A 20,642-nucleotide genomic window follows, 5' to 3' on the forward strand; every position below is an offset into this window, starting at 1 on the left:
GAGAAAGCCGCTTCGGCCCCTGCCGAGGCGGCTTTTTTCATGGCGGGCTGGCTCAGGCCGGATGTCTTTTCAGGGCGATAAGAACGGGCGTTATCAATGGCTACGGTGTTTTTCTTCGCATCCAAGATTGTCTGGTTCTTCATGACGCCGCTGAACAGCCTGATCTTCCTGCTGCTGGCCTGGCTGCTGTTTCGGCGTCTCGCGTGGCGTCGCCTCGCCGGGCTGGCCCTCGCGCTGCTGCTGCTCTATGGCGGCGCGATCCTGCTGACGCCGCTGCCGGAGCTGGCGGTGCGCACCCTGGAGAACCGCTTCCCGCAGCCGGCGGTGGACGGTGCGGCGATCGGCGGGATCATCGTGCTCGGCGGCGCCACCGACGACGGGGTGGTGGCCGAGGCGCGCGGGCAGGCGGTGCTCAACGGCGCGGCCGAGCGCTTGACCACCGCGATCGCACTGCACCGGGTGCAGGCGGACAAGACGCTGATCGTCTCCGGCTTCTCCGGACGGCTGCGGCCGCAGGGGTGGAACGAGGCGGAGATCACCACCCGCTTCTTCGAGCAGCAGGGCGTCGACATGGCACGGGTCCGCTTCGAGGACCAGTCCCGCAACACGGCGGAGAATGCGCGCCTCACCGCCGCCATGATCGGCGCCATGGGCGGAGCGGCCGAGCGGCCCTGGCTGCTGATCACCTCGGCCTGGCACCTGCCGCGGGCCATCGCCGCCTTCCGGGCCGCGGACCTGGCCGTGCTGCCCTACCCAGTGGACTTTCGCACGGCGCCGGCGCAGCTCGTGTGGCCGCGCGACATCGGCAGCTCCCTCGGCCTCGCCGGGATCGCCATGCACGAATGGCTGGGGATGCTGGTCTACTGGCTGTCGGGAGACGGCTCCGAGCTCTTTGCGGCGCCGCGCTGAAGCGGATCAGGCCTTCGTCGTCAAGACGGCGGCGGCGACTGGGGCTCTGACTGGGGCTGGGACGGCACGATGCGGCAATACTGCTTGGCCTTCTTGGCCTTGAGATCGTCGCAGACCTGGCGCGCGGCGTCGCGCGAGGGGAGCGGGCCCGCCAGCACGCGGTAGTAGGTGCCCTTGTCGCCCAGTTCCGTGCGGCGGAATTCGGCCTGCATCTGGCCGAGCGGCTCCGGGAAGCTGCGCTGCAGATCGCTCCATTCGCGCTTGGCCGCCTCCTCGCTGCGCAGCGACGACAGATGGAGAACCATGGCGACGGCGGCGTCGGCCGCCGCCGCATCCGCAGCCTGCGGCGCGGGAACTGGCGCTGCTACCGCCGCGACCTGGGGCTTCGGCAACGGCTTGGGCGGCATCTTGGCAGCGCTCTTTGCCGGGTCGGTCTCGGGCGCCTGGGCGACCTCCGCCGGCGCCGCCGCGCTGAGGTCCTTTGCGGCCTGCGCCATCAGGCCATCCGGCGCGCCGGAAGCCGCGCCAGCGGTGTCCACGCCGGGCGCCGAGAGCGCCGGCGGCTCCTCAGTGGCCCCAGTGGCCCCAGTGGCCTCGGCGGCCCCAGTGGCCTCGGCGGCCGCTGGAGGTGGGGCGGGCAGGGTGGCGGTGTCCACCGCCTCCACCGGCACCGCCGGCGGCGTCTCCGAGGCCGGCATGGCCACGGCCGCGGGCGCTTCCTCCGCGGCGGGTTCGCCCATCTTGTGGGCGGCGTCCAGGATCGAGGCTTCCAGCCGGTTGGCCCAGCCCTTGGTGTCGTCGTAGATGGCATCGCAGCCGCCCAGCAGCAGCGCGCAACTGACCAGCGCCGGGCCGGCCAGCAGCGGCGCGATCCGGCGGTAGGGCTTGCCTGGGCTGGTGTACGGGCGGGGCATGGCCGTGCCTTTTTCCGAAGCGGGGCCGGCCGGGTTCGTCACGAAACCGGCGGGCGTCGGACAGACTAGGGAACCTATGGTTTAAAATCCTTAAATGTCCGAGGTTTAAGGCAAGTTCTTCAGGCCGCTTCCTTTGTCATTACTTAACGTCTGGCTGCAATGATTTGGCGGCCCTCGAGGGCTTCCCCGCGCGAGATGAGACGGGCCGGACAAGACGGCAAAGGCAAAGGCGGTAGAGCGATGCAAACCGTTCAGCAGGTAAACTTTCCGAAGACGGAGGCCGACGGCCTGAAGGTCGGCCACATCGTTTCGGTGACCGGCTCCAAGGTGACCGGCTCCCTGGTGTCGGCCGGCCCCGAAGGGGACTCGATGCGCCGCCTGAACGAGGCGGTCCAGATCGGCGCCCTGGTGAAGATGCCGACCAGCCAGTCGGTCGCCTTCGGCATCGTCTGCTCGCTGTCCACCGGCAACCCGTCGCCGTCGCCGGAGCTCGGCGAGCAGTGGGTGGTCGAGATCGACCTCTTCGGCGAATACCTGATCCCCGAGGGCGGGCCGGGCGGCGGCTTCGACCTGCTGCGCGGCGTCTCCCACTACCCGGGCCTGGGCGAGGCGATCTATGCCACCACCGCCGCCGAGTTGCAGGAGATCTACAAGCGGCCGAAGGGCTCCAACGTGAAGATCGGCACCCTGCATCAGGACGAGAGCCTGCCGGCCTACCTGGTGACCGACGATCTGCTGGGCAAGCACTTTGCGATCCTCGGCACCACCGGCTCGGGCAAGTCCTGTGCCCTGGCGACGGTGATGCACGCGATCCTCGGCGCGCATCCTTTCGGCCATGTCGTGTTGCTCGATCCGCACAACGAATACACCCGCGCCTTCGACGGCCTTGCCGAGGTGGTGACGCCGGAGAACCTGCAGCTGCCGTACTGGCTGCTGAACTTCGAAGAGATGGTCGAGGTGATGTGCAGCCGCGACGACAACAACCGGTCGTCGGAAGCCTTCATCCTCAAGGACGCCATCGCCACCGCCAGGCGCGCGGCGATCGAGAACGAGGACGACCGGCGCCACGTCACCGTCGACACGCCGGTGCCCTATCCGCTGAGCGCGCTGCTGCACAACATCGAAGCGGCCATGGGCCAGCTGCAGAAGGCCGAGCAGGCCAAGCCTTACCTGCGCCTGCGTTCACGCATCGAGAACCTGCGGGCCGACCGGCGCTATGCTTTCATGTTCTCCGGCCTTTCGGTGCGCGATACCCTGCCCGACATCCTGGCGCGCATCATCCGCGTGCCCGTCGAGGGCAAGCCGCTCACCATCTTCGACCTCTCGGGCGTGCCGTCGGAGATCGTCGACGTCGTGGTGTCGCTGCTGTGCCGGACGCTGTTCGACTTCGCGGTGTGGAGCGCGCGCGACGAAGCGGTGCCGGTGCTGCTGATCTGCGAGGAGGCCCACCGCTATATTCCCGAGGAAGCCGGCCGCAGTTTCGAGCCGACGCGCCGCGTCATCGCGCGCATCGCCAAGGAGGGACGCAAGTACGGCCTTTCCCTGGGCCTCGTCTCGCAGCGCCCGTCGGAACTGTCGGAAACCATTCTGTCCCAGTGCAGCACGCTCTTCGCGCTGCGCATGGGTAACCAGAAGGACCAGGACTTCGTGCGCCGCGCGTTGCCGGAAAGCGCCGAGGGCATGCTGAATTCGCTGCCCGCGCTGCGCAATCAGCAGGCCGTGGTGGTGGGCGAGGGCGTGGTGCTGCCGATGCGGATCCGCTTCGACGATCTGCCGGTGTCCAAACGCCCGCACAGCGACACCGTTTCCTTCGCCACCCAATGGCAGGAGGATCGCGGCCAGAAGGACTTCGTCGCCAGGACCGTCGAGCGCTGGCGCAAGCAGCGGCGGTAGCTGGTTCTGGAAAGGGCCTGGTGACCGGGCCCATCCTTTGAGGCGCGCCGCTGCGCGGCGCTCCTCAGGATGAGGTCGAGTATCTCACACACCTACCTCATCCTGAGGAGGCGCGTCAGCGCCGTCTCGAAGGATGGGCCGCGGCCCGGCTCTCACCGGAAGATGTCGTCGACCAGATCCCTGATGCGGGCTTCGCGTTGCTGATGCCCGTCCGCGTCCTCCGAGCCTTCTTCGGCCAGGGCCTCGCCGGCTTCGGCGAGGGCGCGGCCCTCGGCGGTGAGGCGGCAGACCAGCCAGTCCGGCTTGATCGGGTTCTTGAACCAGGGCTCCGCCCAGCCCTGGGCGATGCAGCTCTGGATGGTCCGGCTGTCGTAACGCTGCCCGAAGTGGTCGAACAGCGGTAGCTTGCCGCCGGCCTGCTCGAGGCCGCGGCTGAGCCAGGACAGCTGCGTCACCGTGGGGCGGACTTTGCGCTTGGTGCTGTCGAGCGCGTTGGTTTCGGGGGGCTTTTGGGCCGTGGGGGACAATCGGTCCATGCTCTCTCTCCCTGTTTTCCGGCTCATGCTACGATAGCTTGACGCAGAAATCGACTCGGGAGAGGCGCCAGGATGCCCCTTAACATCTCCCATTGCCTGGTCTACGTGACCGCCGCGGACGCCGAGGAGGCCAGGGAGATCGGCCGTGCGATGGTGGAGGCCCGCCTTGCGGCCTGCGCCAACGTGTTTCCCCAGATGGTCCCGATCTTTCGCTGGGAGGGCGAGATCGGCGAAGGCGCCGAGAGCGTTGTGATTCTGAAGACGACGGAAAGCCGGGTGGCGGAACTGATCCAAGCGGTCGAGGCGATGCACAGCTACGACTGTCCCTGCGCGGTGGTGCTGCCGATCATCGGCGGCAGCCGGGCCTTTCTGGACTGGATCAGCCAGGAAACAGCCGAGGAACCCGCCGGTTGAGCCGGCGGCGGGGCGGGTTACCCGCCCGACTTAATGCGCGGGGCTTCATGCGCCGGGCTTCATGCGCGGTGCTTCATGCGCCGACCTTCATAACGGCACGCATCGCGTCGCGGTACTCCGGGTCCCACACCAGACGGTCGAGGTCCAGGTCCGCCTTCTTGGCATCCGCCGGCGGCGGGCCGGCCTCGGGTGTCGCGCCGGAGGGCTCGCTAGCTCTGTTCATGGGTCGCACTCCCTGCATCGGTTTGCGGCTCTTCATCCAGGGTGCAGGATGCCGCGGGACTTCGGCGGGGCCGGGGCGGCCGCGGGGCGGCAGGGTGATGAATTTGCGGCGAAATCAGGGCAGGCGCCCGGGCCGCTAACCGGGCCCGCCACCCGGGCTGCCACCCGGGCCGCCACCCAGGCTGCCACAGGGGCCGTGCGCTGCTGCAAAGCTGGCCGTAAGCGGGCCGAGAGGTTGGCTTCCTCAAGATAGCTATGCGTTTCGCCATCTTGCCTCTTTTCCTGTTAACCTATACTGGGACTTGCGGAAGCCAGTGAGGATTCAAGCCATGAAGGCCAATTCGGCGCGCCTGGCGCTGTTGTTCTCGTGCTTAGGCCATGCCTACATGCACCTCTTCACGGCATTCTACTTCGTGATCGCGCTGTCGCTCGAATCCGCCTGGAACATCCCCAATCATGAACTGGTGAAGCTGTGGGCGCTGGGCTCGCTGCTCGTCGGCCTGGCCGCGTTGCCGGCCGGCTGGCTCGGCGACCGCTGGTCGGCGCCGGGCATGATGGCGGTCTTCTTCATCGGGCTCGGCATTTCCGGCATTGTCTGCGGCTTGGTGAACTCCACCACCGCCTTGATGCTGGGCCTCGCCGCCGTCGGCCTGTTCAGCGCCATCTACCATCCGGTGGGGGTCGCCTGGCTGGTACGCAGCGCAAAGGCGCGCGGCATGGCGCTCGCGGTGAACGGCATTTTCGGTTCCCTCGGCGTCGCCAGCGCGGGCCTGGTGGCGGGCGTCCTCATCGACGCGGTGTCGTGGCGCGCAGCCTTCATCGTGCCGGGCGCGGTCTGCCTTGTGACGGGCATCGCGCTGGTGGTGGCGCTGCGTCTCGGCTGGCTGGAGGAGGCCGCCGTCGACCGTGCGCCGGAACCGGCGCCGTCGCGCGGCGACATGGTGCGCGTTTATGCGATCCTGCTGATGACCATGGCGGTCATGGGGCTGATGTTCCATGGCACCCAGGCGTCGCTGCCCAAGGTCTTCGATCTGCGCCTGCGTGACATCGCGGGCGAGGGCGCGCTGGGCATCGGCGCGCTGGTGGCGCTGGTCTACACCGCCGGCGGCCTGATGCAGCTGGCCGGCGGCTGGCTGGCCGACCGCTATCCCTTGAAGCCGATCTATCTCGCTGCCTTCGTCCTGCAGGTTCCGGTCATGGCGCTGATCGCCACTACCGGAAACGCCGCGCTGATCGCGCTCTCGATCATGACCGTGATCCTCAGCTCCGCAGCCTTGCCGGCCGAGAACATGCTGCTCGCCCGCTATACGCCGTCACGCCACCGCAGCCTGGCCTTCGGGGTCAAGTTCGTCCTCGCCTTCTCCATCGCCAATCCGGCCATCCTGCTCGCATCCTGGGTCGAGGGGCGCAGCGGCGAGTACACGGAATTCTTCTTCATCCTGGCTGCCATCGCCGCCGTCGCCGCGGTGGTCGCCAGCTTCCTGCCCTTTGCCCGGCCCGCCGGGCAGCTGGCGGTTCCGGCAGAGTAAGTCCATGACAAGAGGTCCACTGTTTTTGCAATGAGCAACAATGCCGTTGAGCTTGATCGCCTGGATCATTTTGCGCTGACCGTGCGCGACATCGATGAAACCTGCGCCTTCTACGAAAAGGTGCTGGGCATGGCACGGGAGAAGTTCGGCGAGGGGCGTGTCGCGCTGCGCTTCGGCCACCAGAAGATCGACATCAATCCCAATCCCAACGGACGGGAGCGCAAGCCTGCGGTGCCGATTCCCGGCACAGCGGAGTTCTGCCTGGTGTCGGTGACGCCGCTCGACGACTTCATCAAGCACCTGCGCCACTGCGGCGTCGACATCGAGCACGGCCCGGCCGAGGCGACCGGTGCCGACGGCGCCATCCGCTCGATCTGCTTCCGCGATCCCGACGGCAACCTGGTCGAAGTGGCGAACTACGTTTAGGGCGGGTGGTGCGCACGCTGCACCGCTCCTGCACACGCACCGATGTCGTTCCGGGGCCAAGCCCTACTATCTCAAACGCCAGCAAATACACTGATGTCGTTCCGGGACTTGTTCCCGGAACCCATTGGCGCCAGCACGGGGCGATCTCCTGCGAGGTTTGCTTCCCCGCCAGCCGCAGGCGTTGGAAGCGCCCCATCGGCGCCGGATCGAGCGGACAGGCCAATGGGTCCCGGCATCAAGTGCCGGGACGACGGCTTTGGGGCGGCAACGCCGGCGCGAGCTCGCCTTACGTGTTCCTCGCCGCCACAGCCAATGCCTGGTCAAGATCGGCGATGATGTCGTCGACGGTTTCCAGCCCGATGGAAAGGCGCACCACCTCCGGCCCGGCGCCGGCGGCGGCCTGCTGCTCTTCGCTCAGCTGGCGGTGGGTGGTCGAGGCCGGGTGCAGGATCAGCGAACGCACGTCGCCGATGTTGGCAAGGTGCGACAGCAGCTCGCAGCCCTCCACCATCTTCACGCCGGCGGCGTAACCGCCCTTCAGGCCGATGGTGAAGACCGAGCCGGCGCCTCGCGGCAGGTACTTCCGCGCCAGCTTGTGATAGGGGCTGGACGGCAGCGCGGCGCAGGAAACCCAGGCGACCGCGGGATGGCTTTCCAGGTGTTCGGCGACGGTCTTGGCGTTGGCGCAGTGGCGCTCCATGCGCAGGCTCAAGGTCTCGGTGCCGAGCAGCGTCTGGAAGGCGTTCATCGGCGCCATGGTGGCGCCGAGGTCGCGCAGGCCGACGGCATGGGCCTGCATGGTGAAGGCCATGTCGCCGAAGGTCTCGTGGAAATTGAGGCCGTGATAGGCCGGCTCCGGTGCCGCCAGGCCGGGGAACTTGTCGCTCTTCGACCAGTCGAAGCGGCCTGAGTCGATCACCGCGCCGCCCACCGAGGTGCCGTTGCCGGAGAGAAATTTGGTGGTCGAGTGCACCACGATGTCGGCGCCCCATTCGAAGGGGCGGCAGAGGTAGGGCGTTGCCATGGTGTTGTCGACGATGAGCGGGATCCCGGCTTCGCGCGCCACGGCGGAAAGCGCTTCGAGGTCGCTGACCACGCCGCCCGGGTTGGCGAGGCTTTCGACGAAGATCGCCTTGGTCCGGGGCGTCAGCGCCCGGCGCACCGCGTCGGGATCGTCGACGTCGACGAAGTCGGCCTGCCAGTCGAACTTCTTGAAGGTCTTGCCGAACTGGGTGATCGAGCCGCCGTAGAGCCGGGTCGAGGCGATGAAGCGGTCGCCTGGCTCCAACAGCGCGAAAAAGGCGAGGATCTGGGCGGCATGGCCGGAGGCGCAGCAGGTGCCGCCGCGCCCGCCCTCCAGGTTGGCCAGGCGCTCCTCCAGGGCCGCCACCGTCGGGTTGGTGAGGCGCGAATAGATGAAGCCGAAGGTCTGCAGGTTGAACAGCGAGGCCGCGTGCTCGGCGTCGTGAAAGACGTAGGAGGTGTTCTGGAAGATCGGTGTCTGGCGCGCGCCGGTGACCGGCTCCGGCTGGCTGCCGGCGTGGATCATGCGGGTCTCGAAGCCGTAGTCGCGGTTGGACTTCTTGTTTTCTTTATCGCTCATGACGCGTCGCTCATGTCGGGCGCAGCTTGCGGCGCTTGGCGGAGATGATGCCGGAGTTGAAGCCGCCCCACGAGAGCTCGGCATTGAGGCGGCCGAACTCGATCTTCGGGCAGCGGTCCATCACCACCGCGAGACCGGCGGCGCGGGCGCGGGCGGCGGCTTCCTCGTTGATGACGCCGAGCTGCATCCAGATCACCTTAATGCCCTTGTCCTCGGCGATGGCGATGGCCTCGTCGGTGATCGGGCCGGCGGCCTCGGAATTGCGAAAGATGTCGACCATTTCGAAACGGCCGGGGATCTCGGACAGCGAAGCATAGACCTTCTCGCCCAGGATCTCGTTGCCGGCGACACCCGGGTTCACCGGGATGACGCGGTAGCCCTTTTCCTGCAGGTACTTCATGGCGAAGAAACTGGGCCGGTTCCACTTGGGCGAGGCGCCGACCATGGCGATGGTGCGGGTGTCGCGCAGGATCGCCAGAAGCTCGCTGTTGCTGTAGCTGAAGGGGCTGCCCATCGTCGTCTCTCGCGTTATTCGCCGTCCGCGTCGGGTCCGGCTTCGTCGTTCACATTGGCGGCTTCCCGGCGGCCCTGGCGCGGCGGGTGGCTGTCGCGGTCGGAAGGCGCTTCGCCCCGGTCCCGATCGCCGTTCCCCGGCGGCACGAAGGTTTCCGGCCGGTCGTCCGGCAGGGCTTCCACATAGAGCGACTGGCTGGGGAAGGCGAAGCCGGTTTCGGCGGCCTCGACCGTATCCTTGATGTGGTAGGCCAGCTTTTCCTTGATCGCCAGCCACTCGCCCCAGGCCGTCGTCCTGGTGAAGCAGTAGAGCATGATGTCGATGGAGGAGTCGTTGAACTTGTCGATGCGCACGAAGGTCGAGGCCCGTTCGGGCGGCACGAAGTCGTCGTTCTCCAGGATGTACTTTTCGATGCCGTCGCGGATCTCGCGCAGCTGGGCAACCGTGGTGCGGTACTCGACGCCGATCATCCAGAAGATGCGGCGGTAGGTCATGCCGCTGAAGTTGGTGACCGAGTTGTCGGAGAGCTTGGCATTGGGGACGTAGACCGGCGCGAGGTCGAAGCGGCGCACCAGGGTCGAGCGGAAGCCGATGGTCTCGACCGTGCCCTCTACCACGCCGTCGACGTGGATCCAGTCGCCGGGCTGGAAGCGCTTCTCGGCGATTACCAGGATGCCCGCGATGAGGTTCTTGAACAGGTCCTGGGCGCCCAGCGCGACGGCGACGCCGAACAGGCCGAGGCCGGCCAGCAGCGGGCCGACCTGGATGCCCCAGAGCTCGAGGATGATGGCGGCGCCGATGAAGACGACGCCGACGCGCAGGGCCCTGACCAGCCAGTCGACCATCGGGCCGGTGAGCAGGTGCTCCAGCCTGCCGAACAGGAAAGAGAAGCGGCCGATCACCGCGTAGAGCAGCCAGAACAGCGTGAAGACGACCAGCGACCGCAGGATGTCGTCGGCGATCGTGGCCAGGCGTCCTTCGATGCCGAGATAGGCTACCGCGACGAAGAGGCCGATGAGCAGCGGGACGAAGCGTATCGGCGGTGCCAGGGCCCGCACGGTCGCCTGGTCGAGGCGGGTGTCGGAGCGGTCGGCCCAGCGCTGCAGCCGCCAGATGACTAGGCGCGTGAAGACCTGGCGCAGGATCAGGAAGCCGAGGATGATCGCCAGGGCGATCACGATCCGGCCGAGTTCGATGCCGAGGATTTCACGGGTCCAGGCGTTCTGCGCCAGGGTCCAGATGTCTTGCAGCTGCTCTTCCAAGGAAACGACTCTCTGCGAAGCTTGGTGTCAGCGGGCGGCTAGCGGCCCTGCCATTGCGGCTTGCGCTTTTCGATGAAGGCGTCGATGCCCTCCTCGGCGTCGCGCGCCAGCATGTTGGTGGTCATCACCTGGGCGGCGTAGGCGTAGGCTTCGACCAGGCCGTATTCGACCTGCCGGTAGAAGGCTTCTTTGCCGATCTTCAGGGTCAGCGGCGACTTGCCGGCGACCTTGCGGGCCAGGGCCAGGGTTTCTTCTTCCAGCGCCGCGGCGGGAACGGCGCGGTTGATGAGGCCCAGGCGCTGTGCCTCCGGCGCGTCGACCATGTCGCCGGTCAGCAGCATTTCCATCGCCTGCTTGCGCGGCACGGCGCGCGACAGCGCGACCATCGGCGTCGAGCAGAACAGGCCGATGTTTACCCCGGGGGTGCCGAACTGCGCCGCCTCGTCGGCCACGGCCAGGTCGCAGGTGGCGACCAGCTGGCAGCCGGCCGCCGTGGCGATGCCGTGCACCTTGGCGATGACCGGCTGGGGCAGGGCGGTGATCGAGGTCATCAGGCGGCTGCACTGCTTGAAGATGGCCTGGAAGAAGTCGCGGTCGCCGCTGTGCGCGCGCAGCTCCTTCAGGTCGTGGCCGGCGCAGAAGCCGCGCCCGGCGCCCTCGACGATCACCGCGCGCACCGAGGGGTCGGCGGCGATGCTGTCGATTTCCGCCTGCAGTGCGCTCATCAGGCCGGCCGAGAGCGCGTTGTACTGGCGCGGCCGGTTGAGGGTCAGGCGGGCGATGCCCCCCATCTCGGTGGCCACGTCCTCGCGCAGCAGCAGCGGCGCGTCGTTGGTAAGGGCGGCTTCTGAAGGCATGGCTTCCTCTGTCTCAGCCTCGATCAGGTTGGTTCGGCAGCGGTTCTTTGGGAGCAGGGCGACTTTCGCGCTTTCATTGGGGGCGGTTCAAGGCCTAATACTAGGGAAACAACCTGAGAGTGCGTTGCGCCAACGCCGTCAGGACAAAGTTCGACCCCTGGGAGGGGCCCTTGCGTCATGGACCATGGCAGCCATAAATCGCCGCAGATCACCATCGAGGCCTTCAACCGGCTGCTCGCCGAGAGTGCGCCGTTCCAGAAGATCTACGGCTTCGTGACGGAGGAGATCGGCTACGGCAGCGCACGCGTGCGCCTGCCGGCGGGCGACGCCCACATCCGCCCCGGCGGCACCCTCAGCGGCCCGGCACAGATGGCGCTGGCCGACTTCGCCATGTACGCGGCCCTCCTGGGCGCCATCGGCGAGGTGCCGCTGGCGGTCACCACCAGCCTCAACATCAACTTCCTGCAGCGCCCGCACCCCGGCGACCTTCTGGCCACCTGCCGCCTCATCAAGCTGGGCAAGCGCCTGGCCGTGGGCGACATCCTGGTGCTGTCGGAAGGCTCGGCCGAGCCGGTCTCCCACGCCACGGCGACCTATTCGATCCCGCCGCAGGGCTGAACTCGGGGTGCCCAAGTAGCGGGAAAATAATGCTTTTTTGAGAGGGGCTTACAGATGCGGTATTTTGATACCGCAGGGCTAACCTTACTGAAAAACAGGCGCTTTTTCGGATTGACAGTTCCCCTCCGTCCCCCTAGAAATCGCGCCTTCGGAGCGACGGCCCGACGCGGCCCCTTTTGGGGGGCAGGCTGCCGGCGGCTCCATCCCGAATTCACCGACAAGTGGTTGGCACAATGAAAACCTTTTCCGCCACCCCGTCGGATATCGAGAAGAAGTGGATTCTGATCGATGCCGACGGTGTTGTCCTTGGCCGCCTCGCCTCGCAGGTCGCCAAGATCCTGCGCGGCAAGCACAAGCCGAGCTTCACGCCGCACATGGACTGCGGCGACAACGTCATCATCATCAACGCCGAGAAGGTGAAGCTGACGGGCAAGAAGCTGGAGGACAAGAAGTTCTACTGGCACACCGGCTACCCGGGCGGCATCAAGGAGCGCACGGCGGGTCAGATCCTGGAAGGCAACTATCCGGAGCGCGTCGTCACCAAGGCGGTGGAGCGCATGATCACCCGCAACGCCCTCGGCCGCCAGCAGATGAAGAACCTGCGCGTCTATGCCGGTGCCGAGCATCCCCATGAGGCTCAGCAGCCGGAGGTCCTCGACCTCGCGGCGATGAATCCGAAGAACAAGAGGACCCAGTAATCATGGCCGATGAGACTCAAACCCTGAGCGATCTGGGTCAGCTGGCGGAAGCCACGGGCATGACGCCGGAGGCCGAGGCGGCCGCGGCGGAGCCGCAGCGCGATGCGCAGGGCCGCTCCTACGCGACCGGCAAGCGCAAGGACGCCGTCGCCCGCGTGTGGATCAAGCCGGGCTCCGGCAAGATCACGGTGAACGGCAAGGACCAGTCGGTCTACTTCGCGCGGCCCGTGCTGCGCATGATCCTGGCCCAGCCTTTCCTGGTGGCCGACCGCAGCGACCAGTTCGACGTGATCTGCACGGTGAAGGGCGGCGGCCTCTCCGGACAGGCCGGCGCGGTGCGCCACGGCATCTCCAAGGCGCTGATCCTCTACGAGCCGGGCCTGCGTCCGGTGCTCAAGCGCGGCGGCTTCCTCACCCGCGACTCCCGCGTGGTCGAGCGAAAGAAGTACGGCCGGGCCAAGGCGCGCCGGAGCTTCCAGTTCTCCAAGCGCTAAGCCTTCAGGCAAACGTTTTCGGGAAGGGGCCCGCACTTCGGTGCGGGCCTTTTTCTTTGGGCAACCCGTTCACTGCGCGGCCGTTTTGCCGGGGCCGGCAATGCCGATGCCACAGCGCAGGGTCTCCAGGTTCATCACCTGGTCCCAGGCGACGTTGCCCAGGTTGGCGTCGGGGCCGAAGGTGGCGACGACATACTTCATCATCTCGTAGACGTCGTTCAGGGTGACGTCCTTGATCCACGGGCCGGGCAGTTCGATCATCACCTGCTCCGGCGCCAGGGCATCGCCGATGCGCTCCAGCGTCGCTTTGTCGACGGCGCCGGCCTCGACCAGCTCGGCAGCCTCGAACAGCACCATGTCGCAGCCGGCCTGCAGACAGAGCGTCGCCAGGCGGATCAGGTCGTTGATGTCGGCCTTGGTCTCCTTCGATCCGACCTCGCCGTGCACTTCCAGCCCGGCGTCGAGGCCCATGCGGATGAGGCTGCGGCGCTCCTCGTCGCTGAGCGGCACGCAGTTGTCCGAGACCTCCACCGCCTTCACCCCCAGGCGCGCGACCTCCTGAAAGAAGCGCGGCATCGCGGCCATGCCCGAGTGATAGAAGGCATACTCGGCGAACTGGCCGCCGATGAACAGGTCGACGCCGTGTTCGCCATAGATCGCGGCTTTCTCGCGGAACACCGCTTCCTCGTAAAGCCGGGCCGAGCCGACGAAGATCTTGGCGATGTCGACGAAGGGGCCGACGACGCGCAGGTGGTCGGCGACCAGGGCCGGCGGCAGGCCCATGTCGATCATCATGGTGAGCCCGGTGCGGCGCGGCTTCTCCGCGGAACGGGCGGCGGGCAACGGCAGGAAGTCGAAGGGCCGGCGGGTCAAGGAATTACCTCTCTTGGGTCGATTGGCGTCAGGCCGTCAGGTCGGAAGCGGCGGCGCCCTGGCGCCTCGCCCGCACGCCGCGCCACAGCAGCAGGGCCAGGGTCAGCACCGCCAGCAGCACGAAGGCGAGCGAGATCGGCCGCTCGATGAAAATCAGCGGGCTGCCGTCGGACATGATCATGGCGCGGCGCACGCCGGTCTCCAGCAGGGGGCCGAGCAGGAAGGCGATCAGCATCGGCAGGGGCGAGAAGCCGAGCCGGCGCATGCCGTAGCCCATGACGCCGAAGCCGTACATCACGACGACGTCGAACAGCTGGCGTGTGGTCGCGTAGACGCCGATGGTCGCGATCAGCAGGATGATGGGAAAGAGAATGCGCTTGTCGACGCTGAGGGCGTAGCGCGCCGCGTGGATGAAGGCGAAGCCCATCGACATCAGCAGCAGGTTGGCAACGATCAGGCTGATGAAGATGCCGTACAGCAGGGGGCCCTGCTGCTCCATCAGGAAGGGCCCCGGCGTCAGGCCGTGAATCATGAAGGCGCCGAGCACCAGCGCCGCCTCGATGTTGCCGGGAATGCCGAGGGTGACCAGCGGGATGAGGTTGGCACCGGTGCCGGCGCTGTTGCCCGCCTCCGCCGCGGCGATACCCTTCAGCCCGCCCTTGCCGATGTTGTCGGCGGGACGCGAGAGCTTCTTGGCGGTGATGTAGGACAGAAAGGCGCCCACCGTGGCGCCGAGCCCCGGCGTTGCGCCGACGAAGGTGCCGATGGCGCCGGACCTCAGGATGGTCGGCAGCAGCGTCAGCAGCTCGCGGAAGGTGAGAGGTTCGGCGCCCTTGAAGGCATCGAGGCCCTGAAGCTGGACTTCCTGGTGCCCCGCGAATTCTTTGCGCAGCTGGACGAAGGCCTCCGAGAAGACCAGCAGGCCGAGCAGGATCGGCACGATGGAGAAGCCGTCTTCCAGGTTGGCCATGCCGAACGTGAAGCGCGCCTCGGCGGTGAAGATGTCGCGTCCCACGGTGCCGATCAGCAGGCCCAGGGCGGTCGACACCATGCCCTTGATCGGCGAGGAGCCGACCAGGGCGCCGATGATCAGCAGCGCAAAGAGCACGATGGCGGCATATTCCGGCGGGCCGACCTTCAAAGCCACAGCGGCGACCGGCGCCGCCACCAGCAGCAGCACCACGTCGCTGAACAGGTCGCCGATGACCGAGGCATAGAGCGCGGTGTGCAACGCCTTCTTCGACTTGCCCTGCCGGGTCAGCTGGTAGCCGTCGATCGCGGTGAAGCTGGCCTGGGAGGTGCCGGGCATGTTCAGCAGGATGGCCGGCACGCTGCCGCCGAAGCTGGTGCCCTTGCCGATGGCCAGCAGGCAGACGATGCCGACGACCGGATCGAGATAGTAGGTGAAGGGGATCAGCAGGCCGATGGCCACGTTGCCGCCGATGCCGGGCAGGGCGCCGAAGACGAAGCCGATGATGATACCCAGCGTGGCGAAGGCCAGGTTCTGGAAGGTAAAAACTAACTCTATAGCTGACGTGAAATTATCCAGCACAGATGGTCCCCTGGCACGCTCTGAAGCCGCACGCGGCGTTTCCCCGTCTTTGCGTCACCCTGGTGCCGTTCTTCGCCATGCCGCGCCAGGTCTCGATCTTTTGATCGTCTTATTTGTTTGTTTTCAAACAAAAAAATGGCAGAGGTCCCTGTTTGCCGGCCGGTTCCCGAGATCGACGGCTCGGCGCTTCTGATGCCATCTCCCGCGAAGCCTGCCTGGCGACCCCCGATCTTTGGTAGCGCGAATCCCTCAGCTTGACAAACATAAAAACTATGGTGTAATTCGAAACAAGAGCCGCCGGAACATGCGGCCGTTGGGGAACCAAGAAAATTTGTAGCGAGGACGCGGCTTAGGACGCCACCCCTGCGCCTGCGCGATAAGCAGGCGTGGGCGAAGCGGCGGCGTAGCGGGGGACAGCCGCCGCGCACCGTAAAACGGGGAGAGGTCGGCCGGGCAATCCGGCAGGCAGCGATCCGTCCCGTAAACGACCTCACAAAGCAAACGACAGGAGCGCTTCTCATCATGGCAATCATGCGACTTCGCGGGTTTTTCGCCGCGATCTGTGCGGCAGCGGTCGGCGGCCTGCTGACCCTGGCCGGCCCGACGACGGCCGTTGCGGCCTTTCCGGAAAAGCCGATTACCATCATCATCGGTTACGGCCCCGGCGGCATGACCGATGTGTCGACGCGCATCCTCGCCGAGCGGCTGGAGAAGATTCTCGGCGTCGAGGTCTTTATCGAACACAAGCCCGGCGCCGGCGGCGTGCTCGCCTGGCAGGCCCTGCAGGAGCGGGCGGCCGACGGCTACACGGTGGTCGACTTCGGCTCCAGCGCCTACGTCACCGCGCTGATGCTCGACCGCGAGATCGGCCTCGACGATTTCGCGCCGCTGGGCAGCATCATGGTGCAGCAGCGCGTGCTCTTCGGGCGCAAGGACATGCCCTTCAAGACCCTGGAGGAACTGATCGCCTACGCCAAGGAGAACCCGGTGACCTTCGCCGACGGCGGCGCCTTCTGGGCGTCGCGGGTCGTCGAAGCGATGTCCAAGCAGTTCGATCTGAAGTTCCGCCTGGTGCCCTTCAAGAGCGGTGCCGAGGGGTCGGCGGCGATCCTCGGCGGCCACGTGGCGACGGCGGAGACGGGCGTTGGCACCGGCGCCTGGCTGGGCGCGACCCGCGAAGGCAAGCTGAACGTGCTGGGCGTGCTCAGCCCGGGCAACCTGGATGAGGTGGGCGTGTCCGGGGTGCGCAGCATCTCCGAGGTCGGCGCAAAGTTCCTGGTGCAGATGTACTACGGCTACGCGGTGAAGAAGGGAACCGATCCTGAGAAGACCAAGGTCCTCATCGCGGCGATGGAAGAGGCGATCGCCGACGAGGCTGCGCGGGAGAAGCTCCGCTCGCGCGATCTCATCCCGCAGTGGATCGGCGGCGAAGAATACCTCGAGCTTCTCTCGGGGTTGACCGAAGAGGCCCAGGAACTGAAGGCCTATCTCGCCGAATGAGGCCGATCGCCACGCGGCCGGAAAGACTGCGCGACGCCCTTGCCGGCGTCGTGCTTCTTTTCTTCGCCTTCATCTTGTGGTTCGTCCTCATCCCCGATCATGCCGGAGGCCATGGCGAGCATGTGATCGTGGCGGAAATTGCCGCCATCCTGATCGCCTTCCTGGCAGTGCTGCTCCTGGTGCTGGCCGCCTACGGCATCCCCACCGCCTCGGGCGCGGCTGGGGAGGACGATCCGTTCCTGGAGATGGGAGCGGGCAGGGAACCGCCGAAGCTCTATCTGCTCGCTGCCATCTGGGGGCTCTACGTGGCCGGTCTCTATTTCATCGGCTTCTATCTGGCCGGGCTCCTTGCCGTGGGTGCTTCGATCGCGCTGATGGGGATCCGCCGACCGCTGCCGCTGGCGGCCTGCACCTTCGGCGCCGTCTTCGGCAGCTACCTGGTCTTCGAACTTGGCTTCAAGCTGATCCTGCCGCGCGGCCGTTGGGTTGAGTTCCTGGCCGCTTCCCTGCAGGGTTAGGCGGACTTTGGGGCATAGCGCCCGGGCATTCTCGTTTCGGTTGCTCCCTCCCGGGCGTCAGGGCATAAGGGGGCGGATGAAGCGGGAGGAAACGGATGTCCATGGCTGATGCCGGTGTTTCGCACAGGGGGGCCTCAGACGATGAGCTGGCGGCCCTTGCGGCGGACTCGCGTATCGTCATCCTGCGCCAGGAACTGGAAAGCGCTGTCGATGGGCGCGGCGAGTCCAAGGTGCAGACCCTCAAGAACGCCCTCTTCGACCTCATCGAGCGCGGTTTCTGGCGGCCCGGCGACAAGCTGCCGGGCGAGAAGGAACTGAGCATCGTGCTGGGGCTGAGCCTCGGCACGGTGCAGTCGGCGATCCGCCCGCTGCAGTCCAGCGGCCTGCTGGAGCGCCGCCGCGGCGCCGGTACCTTCGTCGCCGCCGCCAAGGAACTCGGCTCCAGCATCTGGCACTTTCGCTTTCGCGATGCCGAGGGCAAGAGTCTGTTGCCCTGGATTTCCACCGTCCACAGCGTCGACGAGATTGTCGAGCAGGGCGATTGGTCGGACTTCATGGGCTTCGCGCCCAGCTACATCCGCATCTGCCGCGTCATCGGGGTCGACGAGAAGTTCAACGTCTACTCCGAAGTCTACCTGGAAGGGCCGCGCTTCCGTCCCTTGCTGGACACGCCGCTTGAGGTGCTGTCCGGCAAGAACCTGCGCATCTTCCTGCACGAGCGCTACAACGCGCCGACGCTGCGGGCGATCCACCGCCTGGCGATGATCGAGATTCCCAAGGACATCGCCAAGGTCATCGGCGTGACGCCGGGCAGCCGCGGCATCAACATGAAGGCGCTGAGCTACAGCTTCCGCGACACGCCGATGTCCTATCAGCGCATCGTCATCCCCGAGACGCCCTACGAACTGGAACTGCTCGGCTGACGGCGGGGTCAGCGGAACGCGAAGATCGGGCTGCTCCAGGCCTGGAAGCCGTCCTCGGTATTCACGCAGACCCAGATCGGGTTGTCGCCGCTCGCCTTCAGCGGCACCCGCAGCTTGTGGGTGACGCTGCGGTGCGGGTTCTCGTCGGGCAGCCGGAAGACGCGGATCCTGCGCTCCAGGCCGCCGGCCTCCATGACGATGTCGTCGAGGCCGATCTCGTCCAACTGGCAGTGGATGCTGCCGTGATTGCAGGTCAGCTCGAAGCGGCCGCCGTTTTCCTCCTCCAGCCAGGCGTCGAAGCCGCCGTAGTTGCCGGTGGTCAACGCGTTCCACTCGACCATGTCGGTGCCCGTCTGTTCCAGGCGGCGCTCGTGATTCCAGGCGTTGATCTTGCGGATGTCGCGCACTCGCGCGCCGCCGAAACGGGCCTTGCCGATCCAGGTGCTCTGGCGGCCGCGACCGCGGTACTCGGCGCCGGACCACAGCACGCGCACGCGGCTGCCGAGGTCCTGCTTGCCGTAGGGACGGAACAGCTCGACCACGTCGGTGCCGTTGCGGATCTCGATGCGCTCGATGGGGGCATGGGCGGCGACCTCGATGCTGAGCTCCAGATGGTCGCTGGCGGTCTGCACGATGTCGCCCATCATCACCTCGCCGGTGTCGTGGCTGCCGGCGTCCGGGAAGGCGTTGGGATCGCGCTCGAAGAGGCGCCCGCCGCCCGGCAGCGCGGCTCGCACGTCGAGATGCAGGCGGCAGCCGGTGGTGCCGTAGTGGTGGCGCCTGCGCAAGGCATCGAAGATGCCGTCGCGGGTCAGTTCCTCGGCGTAGAAGCAGGTGAGGCCGCCGTAGGCGCCGAACTTGGCGGCGCCGGGATAGCTGGCGCCCGGGCGGCCCTTGTGACCGTCGCTGTTGCACACCACGCCGGAGCGGTGGCCAAGAGGAAAGCCGTCGGTCAGCAGCCACTCGAAGGTGCCCCAGGCCGAATGGATCTCCATGGCTGTCTCGAAACGCGGATCGTGGGCGAACTTGATGTCGGCGTAGCGGCCGCCGACGTGGGCGTAGACGCAGCAGTCCTCGCCCTCCAGCATCTCGAAAAGGCGCCGGGCGTCCGGCGCGTCGGTCGCCAGGTCGGAGCGATCCGGCAGCAGCGCGTGCGAAGAGCGGTGAATCTGGCGGCCCTCGGTGCGGAAGAAGACATTGCGATCGCCACCGACCGCGGTATTGCCCGACCACTCGTAGCCCGGGAACACGACGAAGCGGTTATCCTCGTGATACTCGGCGGTGAGGGCGTTGAGATGCTTCCAGAAGGCGTTGTTGACCTGGAAGTCGTTGGCCTGGTGGCTGGTGACGTCGAGGAACGACATGTTTCGGGCAAAGTCGAAGTATTCCCGCGAGGCACCGATGCCGATGGACTCGCCGCTCTGGCCGTGCAGGTCGCCCCAGTAGCCGGAGACCGTGCCGTCGCGGATCAGCAGGGGGCCAGCCTCGGCGATCAGCGCATTGCCGTCGTAGACCTTGATGCTCAGCTCGCCCGGTTCGGCGACCGAGAGGCCCTCCAGCGTCACCGCCCGCTGGCCGCTCTTGTAGTGCAGGTGTTCCGGCAGGCCATCCACGGGCAGGCTGGCTTGCAGGCGGAAACGCCCCTCGGCGAGGTGCGAGGGGTTGCCCCACTTGTCCTCCGCCTTGAGGCCGAACTGGAAAGTCTCGCCAGGCCGGCGCAGCGTCGGCAGGGCGGCGCGCCAAGTCGCGGGCGGTCCGGGCACGATGGCGATCGAGGGCGTTTCCGGCAGCGGGGTATAGTGGCCCACCGCGCAGACGTCGGCCACCACCTTGAACTCGAAGCCTGATTCGCAGAAGGTCTGCAGCTTCATACCCGGCGAGCCCTGGCTGGTGTCGCCGAAAACAATGGTGATGGTGTCGCCTTCCCTCAGGTAACCGCCGTGCAGCTTGGCGGCCAGCGCCTTGAACCAGGGGCGGTGACCGGATGTGCCGCCGTAATGCAGGCGGATGCGTGCCCCGGTGCTGGTCTGCGCGGTCACGTAGTTGTAGCCGGTGGGATCGTCGGTCTGCAGGTCGCCCTGGTCGCCGACGAAGCGGAACAGCACGGCAATCCCGCCGGTGTCGTCGATGCCGTAGCGCCCGACGGTGTAGACCAGCCGGAAGGTCTGCACGCTGCGGGCTTCGAAGGCGCCTTTGGGCTGCAGGTCCACGTGCCCGTAGAGCATCGGGTCCTCGCCGGGATGGCTGGCGGGCCACACGGCCCCAACGAGATCGGTTGCGACCGGCGTGTCGGACATGCTGCGGGGACTCCTGCCTAGGGAAGGGCGCGGCTTGGGCGCCGGGAGAGCGTGGTACCTCGCGCTAGGATAACTATAGAGTTATTCGGG

At 66.9% G+C, this 20,642-nt stretch carries 21 protein-coding genes; 11 read left to right on the top strand and 10 right to left on the bottom strand.

Annotated features, from left to right (window positions below):
- Positions 1-96: 96 nt before the first annotated feature.
- On the top strand, positions 97-909 hold the full coding sequence (locus WDC82_RS14765) for a YdcF family protein (protein WP_340118099.1): 813 nt from the start codon (positions 97-99) through the stop codon (positions 907-909).
- 20 nt (positions 910-929) lie between these two features.
- Here the strand turns inward: WDC82_RS14765 and WDC82_RS14770 are convergent, their stop codons facing one another.
- Positions 930-1,823, bottom strand: coding sequence for an SPOR domain-containing protein (locus WDC82_RS14770; RefSeq protein WP_340118100.1), 894 nt, complete (start codon positions 1,821-1,823; stop codon positions 930-932).
- Positions 1,824-2,063: 240 nt separating this feature from the next.
- On the opposite strand from WDC82_RS14770, the gene WDC82_RS14775 reads away from it, so the two are divergent.
- On the top strand, positions 2,064-3,716 hold the full coding sequence (locus WDC82_RS14775; RefSeq protein ID WP_340118101.1) for a helicase HerA domain-containing protein: 1,653 nt from the start codon (positions 2,064-2,066) through the stop codon (positions 3,714-3,716).
- A gap of 152 nt (positions 3,717-3,868) precedes the next feature.
- On the opposite strand, the gene WDC82_RS14780 is transcribed toward WDC82_RS14775, so the two are convergent.
- Positions 3,869-4,252 carry a hypothetical protein gene (locus WDC82_RS14780; RefSeq protein WP_340118102.1) on the bottom strand — a complete coding sequence of 128 codons (384 nt, stop codon included), beginning with the start codon at positions 4,250-4,252 and terminating at the stop codon, positions 3,869-3,871.
- Positions 4,253-4,324: 72 nt separating this feature from the next.
- Between WDC82_RS14780 and cutA the strand changes: the two genes are divergently transcribed.
- The gene (gene cutA / locus WDC82_RS14785) at positions 4,325-4,666 is read left to right on the top strand and encodes a divalent-cation tolerance protein CutA (protein WP_340118103.1); all 342 of its coding nucleotides are present in this window, start codon (positions 4,325-4,327) and stop codon (positions 4,664-4,666) included.
- A gap of 73 nt (positions 4,667-4,739) precedes the next feature.
- Here the strand turns inward: cutA and WDC82_RS14790 are convergent, their stop codons facing one another.
- The gene (locus tag WDC82_RS14790) at positions 4,740-4,889 is read right to left on the bottom strand and encodes a hypothetical protein (protein WP_340118104.1); all 150 of its coding nucleotides are present in this window, start codon (positions 4,887-4,889) and stop codon (positions 4,740-4,742) included.
- Positions 4,890-5,217: 328 nt separating this feature from the next.
- On the opposite strand from WDC82_RS14790, the gene WDC82_RS14795 reads away from it, so the two are divergent.
- A complete protein-coding gene (locus WDC82_RS14795) occupies positions 5,218-6,417 on the top strand; it encodes an MFS transporter (protein WP_340118105.1) in 1,200 nt (399 codons plus the stop codon).
- A 30-nt stretch (positions 6,418-6,447) separates the two neighbouring features.
- Positions 6,448-6,843, top strand: a complete 396-nt coding sequence (locus WDC82_RS14800; protein WP_340118106.1) for a VOC family protein — start codon at positions 6,448-6,450, stop codon at positions 6,841-6,843.
- A gap of 286 nt (positions 6,844-7,129) precedes the next feature.
- On the opposite strand, the gene WDC82_RS14805 is transcribed toward WDC82_RS14800, so the two are convergent.
- Genes WDC82_RS14805 through WDC82_RS14820 form a run of 4 tightly spaced genes read right to left on the bottom strand, consistent with a single transcriptional unit; the run spans position 7,130 to position 11,079 of the window.
- Positions 7,130-8,446: an O-acetylhomoserine aminocarboxypropyltransferase gene (locus tag WDC82_RS14805; protein WP_340118107.1), complete on the bottom strand. Its 1,317-nt coding sequence runs from the start codon at positions 8,444-8,446 to the stop codon at positions 7,130-7,132.
- A 10-nt stretch (positions 8,447-8,456) separates the two neighbouring features.
- On the bottom strand, positions 8,457-8,960 hold the full coding sequence (locus WDC82_RS14810) for a CoA-binding protein (protein ID WP_340118108.1): 504 nt from the start codon (positions 8,958-8,960) through the stop codon (positions 8,457-8,459).
- Between the two features lie 14 nt (positions 8,961-8,974).
- On the bottom strand, positions 8,975-10,222 hold the full coding sequence (locus WDC82_RS14815) for a mechanosensitive ion channel family protein (protein ID WP_340118109.1): 1,248 nt from the start codon (positions 10,220-10,222) through the stop codon (positions 8,975-8,977).
- A 38-nt stretch (positions 10,223-10,260) separates the two neighbouring features.
- On the bottom strand, positions 10,261-11,079 hold the full coding sequence (locus WDC82_RS14820) for an enoyl-CoA hydratase (protein WP_340118110.1): 819 nt from the start codon (positions 11,077-11,079) through the stop codon (positions 10,261-10,263).
- Between the two features lie 177 nt (positions 11,080-11,256).
- Here WDC82_RS14820 and WDC82_RS14825 point away from each other — a divergent pair, with 177 nt between their 5' ends.
- From WDC82_RS14825 to rpsI, 3 genes are all read left to right on the top strand, one after another.
- Positions 11,257-11,697, top strand: a complete 441-nt coding sequence (locus WDC82_RS14825) for a PaaI family thioesterase (RefSeq protein WP_340118111.1) — start codon at positions 11,257-11,259, stop codon at positions 11,695-11,697.
- A gap of 233 nt (positions 11,698-11,930) precedes the next feature.
- Entirely contained in the window at positions 11,931-12,395 is a 465-nt protein-coding gene (gene rplM, locus WDC82_RS14830; protein ID WP_340118112.1) for a 50S ribosomal protein L13, read from the top strand.
- Positions 12,396-12,397: 2 nt separating this feature from the next.
- Positions 12,398-12,889, top strand: coding sequence for a 30S ribosomal protein S9 (rpsI, locus tag WDC82_RS14835; protein ID WP_340118113.1), 492 nt, complete (start codon positions 12,398-12,400; stop codon positions 12,887-12,889).
- Positions 12,890-12,958: 69 nt separating this feature from the next.
- Here rpsI and WDC82_RS14840 read toward each other — a convergent pair whose 3' ends face one another.
- The gene (locus tag WDC82_RS14840; protein WP_340118114.1) at positions 12,959-13,762 is read right to left on the bottom strand and encodes a phosphosulfolactate synthase; all 804 of its coding nucleotides are present in this window, start codon (positions 13,760-13,762) and stop codon (positions 12,959-12,961) included.
- A gap of 28 nt (positions 13,763-13,790) precedes the next feature.
- Positions 13,791-15,314: a tripartite tricarboxylate transporter permease gene (locus WDC82_RS14845; protein ID WP_340118115.1), complete on the bottom strand. Its 1,524-nt coding sequence runs from the start codon at positions 15,312-15,314 to the stop codon at positions 13,791-13,793.
- 522 nt (positions 15,315-15,836) lie between these two features.
- Between WDC82_RS14845 and WDC82_RS14850 the strand changes: the two genes are divergently transcribed.
- The 3 genes from WDC82_RS14850 to WDC82_RS14860 all read left to right on the top strand — a co-directional run bounded on the left by WDC82_RS14850 (position 15,837) and on the right by WDC82_RS14860 (position 18,255).
- Complete coding sequence (locus WDC82_RS14850) at positions 15,837-16,814, top strand: tripartite tricarboxylate transporter substrate binding protein (protein ID WP_340118116.1); 978 nt, start codon at positions 15,837-15,839, stop codon at positions 16,812-16,814.
- Positions 16,811-17,332 carry a tripartite tricarboxylate transporter TctB family protein gene (locus WDC82_RS14855; protein WP_340118117.1) on the top strand — a complete coding sequence of 174 codons (522 nt, stop codon included), beginning with the start codon at positions 16,811-16,813 and terminating at the stop codon, positions 17,330-17,332. The genes WDC82_RS14850 and WDC82_RS14855 overlap by 4 nt, the downstream gene beginning before the upstream one ends.
- A 101-nt stretch (positions 17,333-17,433) precedes the next feature.
- Positions 17,434-18,255, top strand: coding sequence for a GntR family transcriptional regulator (locus tag WDC82_RS14860; protein ID WP_340118118.1), 822 nt, complete (start codon positions 17,434-17,436; stop codon positions 18,253-18,255).
- A gap of 8 nt (positions 18,256-18,263) precedes the next feature.
- Here the strand turns inward: WDC82_RS14860 and WDC82_RS14865 are convergent, their stop codons facing one another.
- Positions 18,264-20,552 carry a DUF3604 domain-containing protein gene (locus WDC82_RS14865; protein WP_340118119.1) on the bottom strand — a complete coding sequence of 763 codons (2,289 nt, stop codon included), beginning with the start codon at positions 20,550-20,552 and terminating at the stop codon, positions 18,264-18,266.
- Between the last annotated feature and the right edge of the window lie 90 nt (positions 20,553-20,642).

Origin of the sequence: Pelagibius sp. 7325 (assembly GCF_037652055.1) — a bacterium.
Taxonomy (GTDB): domain Bacteria; phylum Pseudomonadota; class Alphaproteobacteria; order Kiloniellales; family Kiloniellaceae; genus Pelagibius.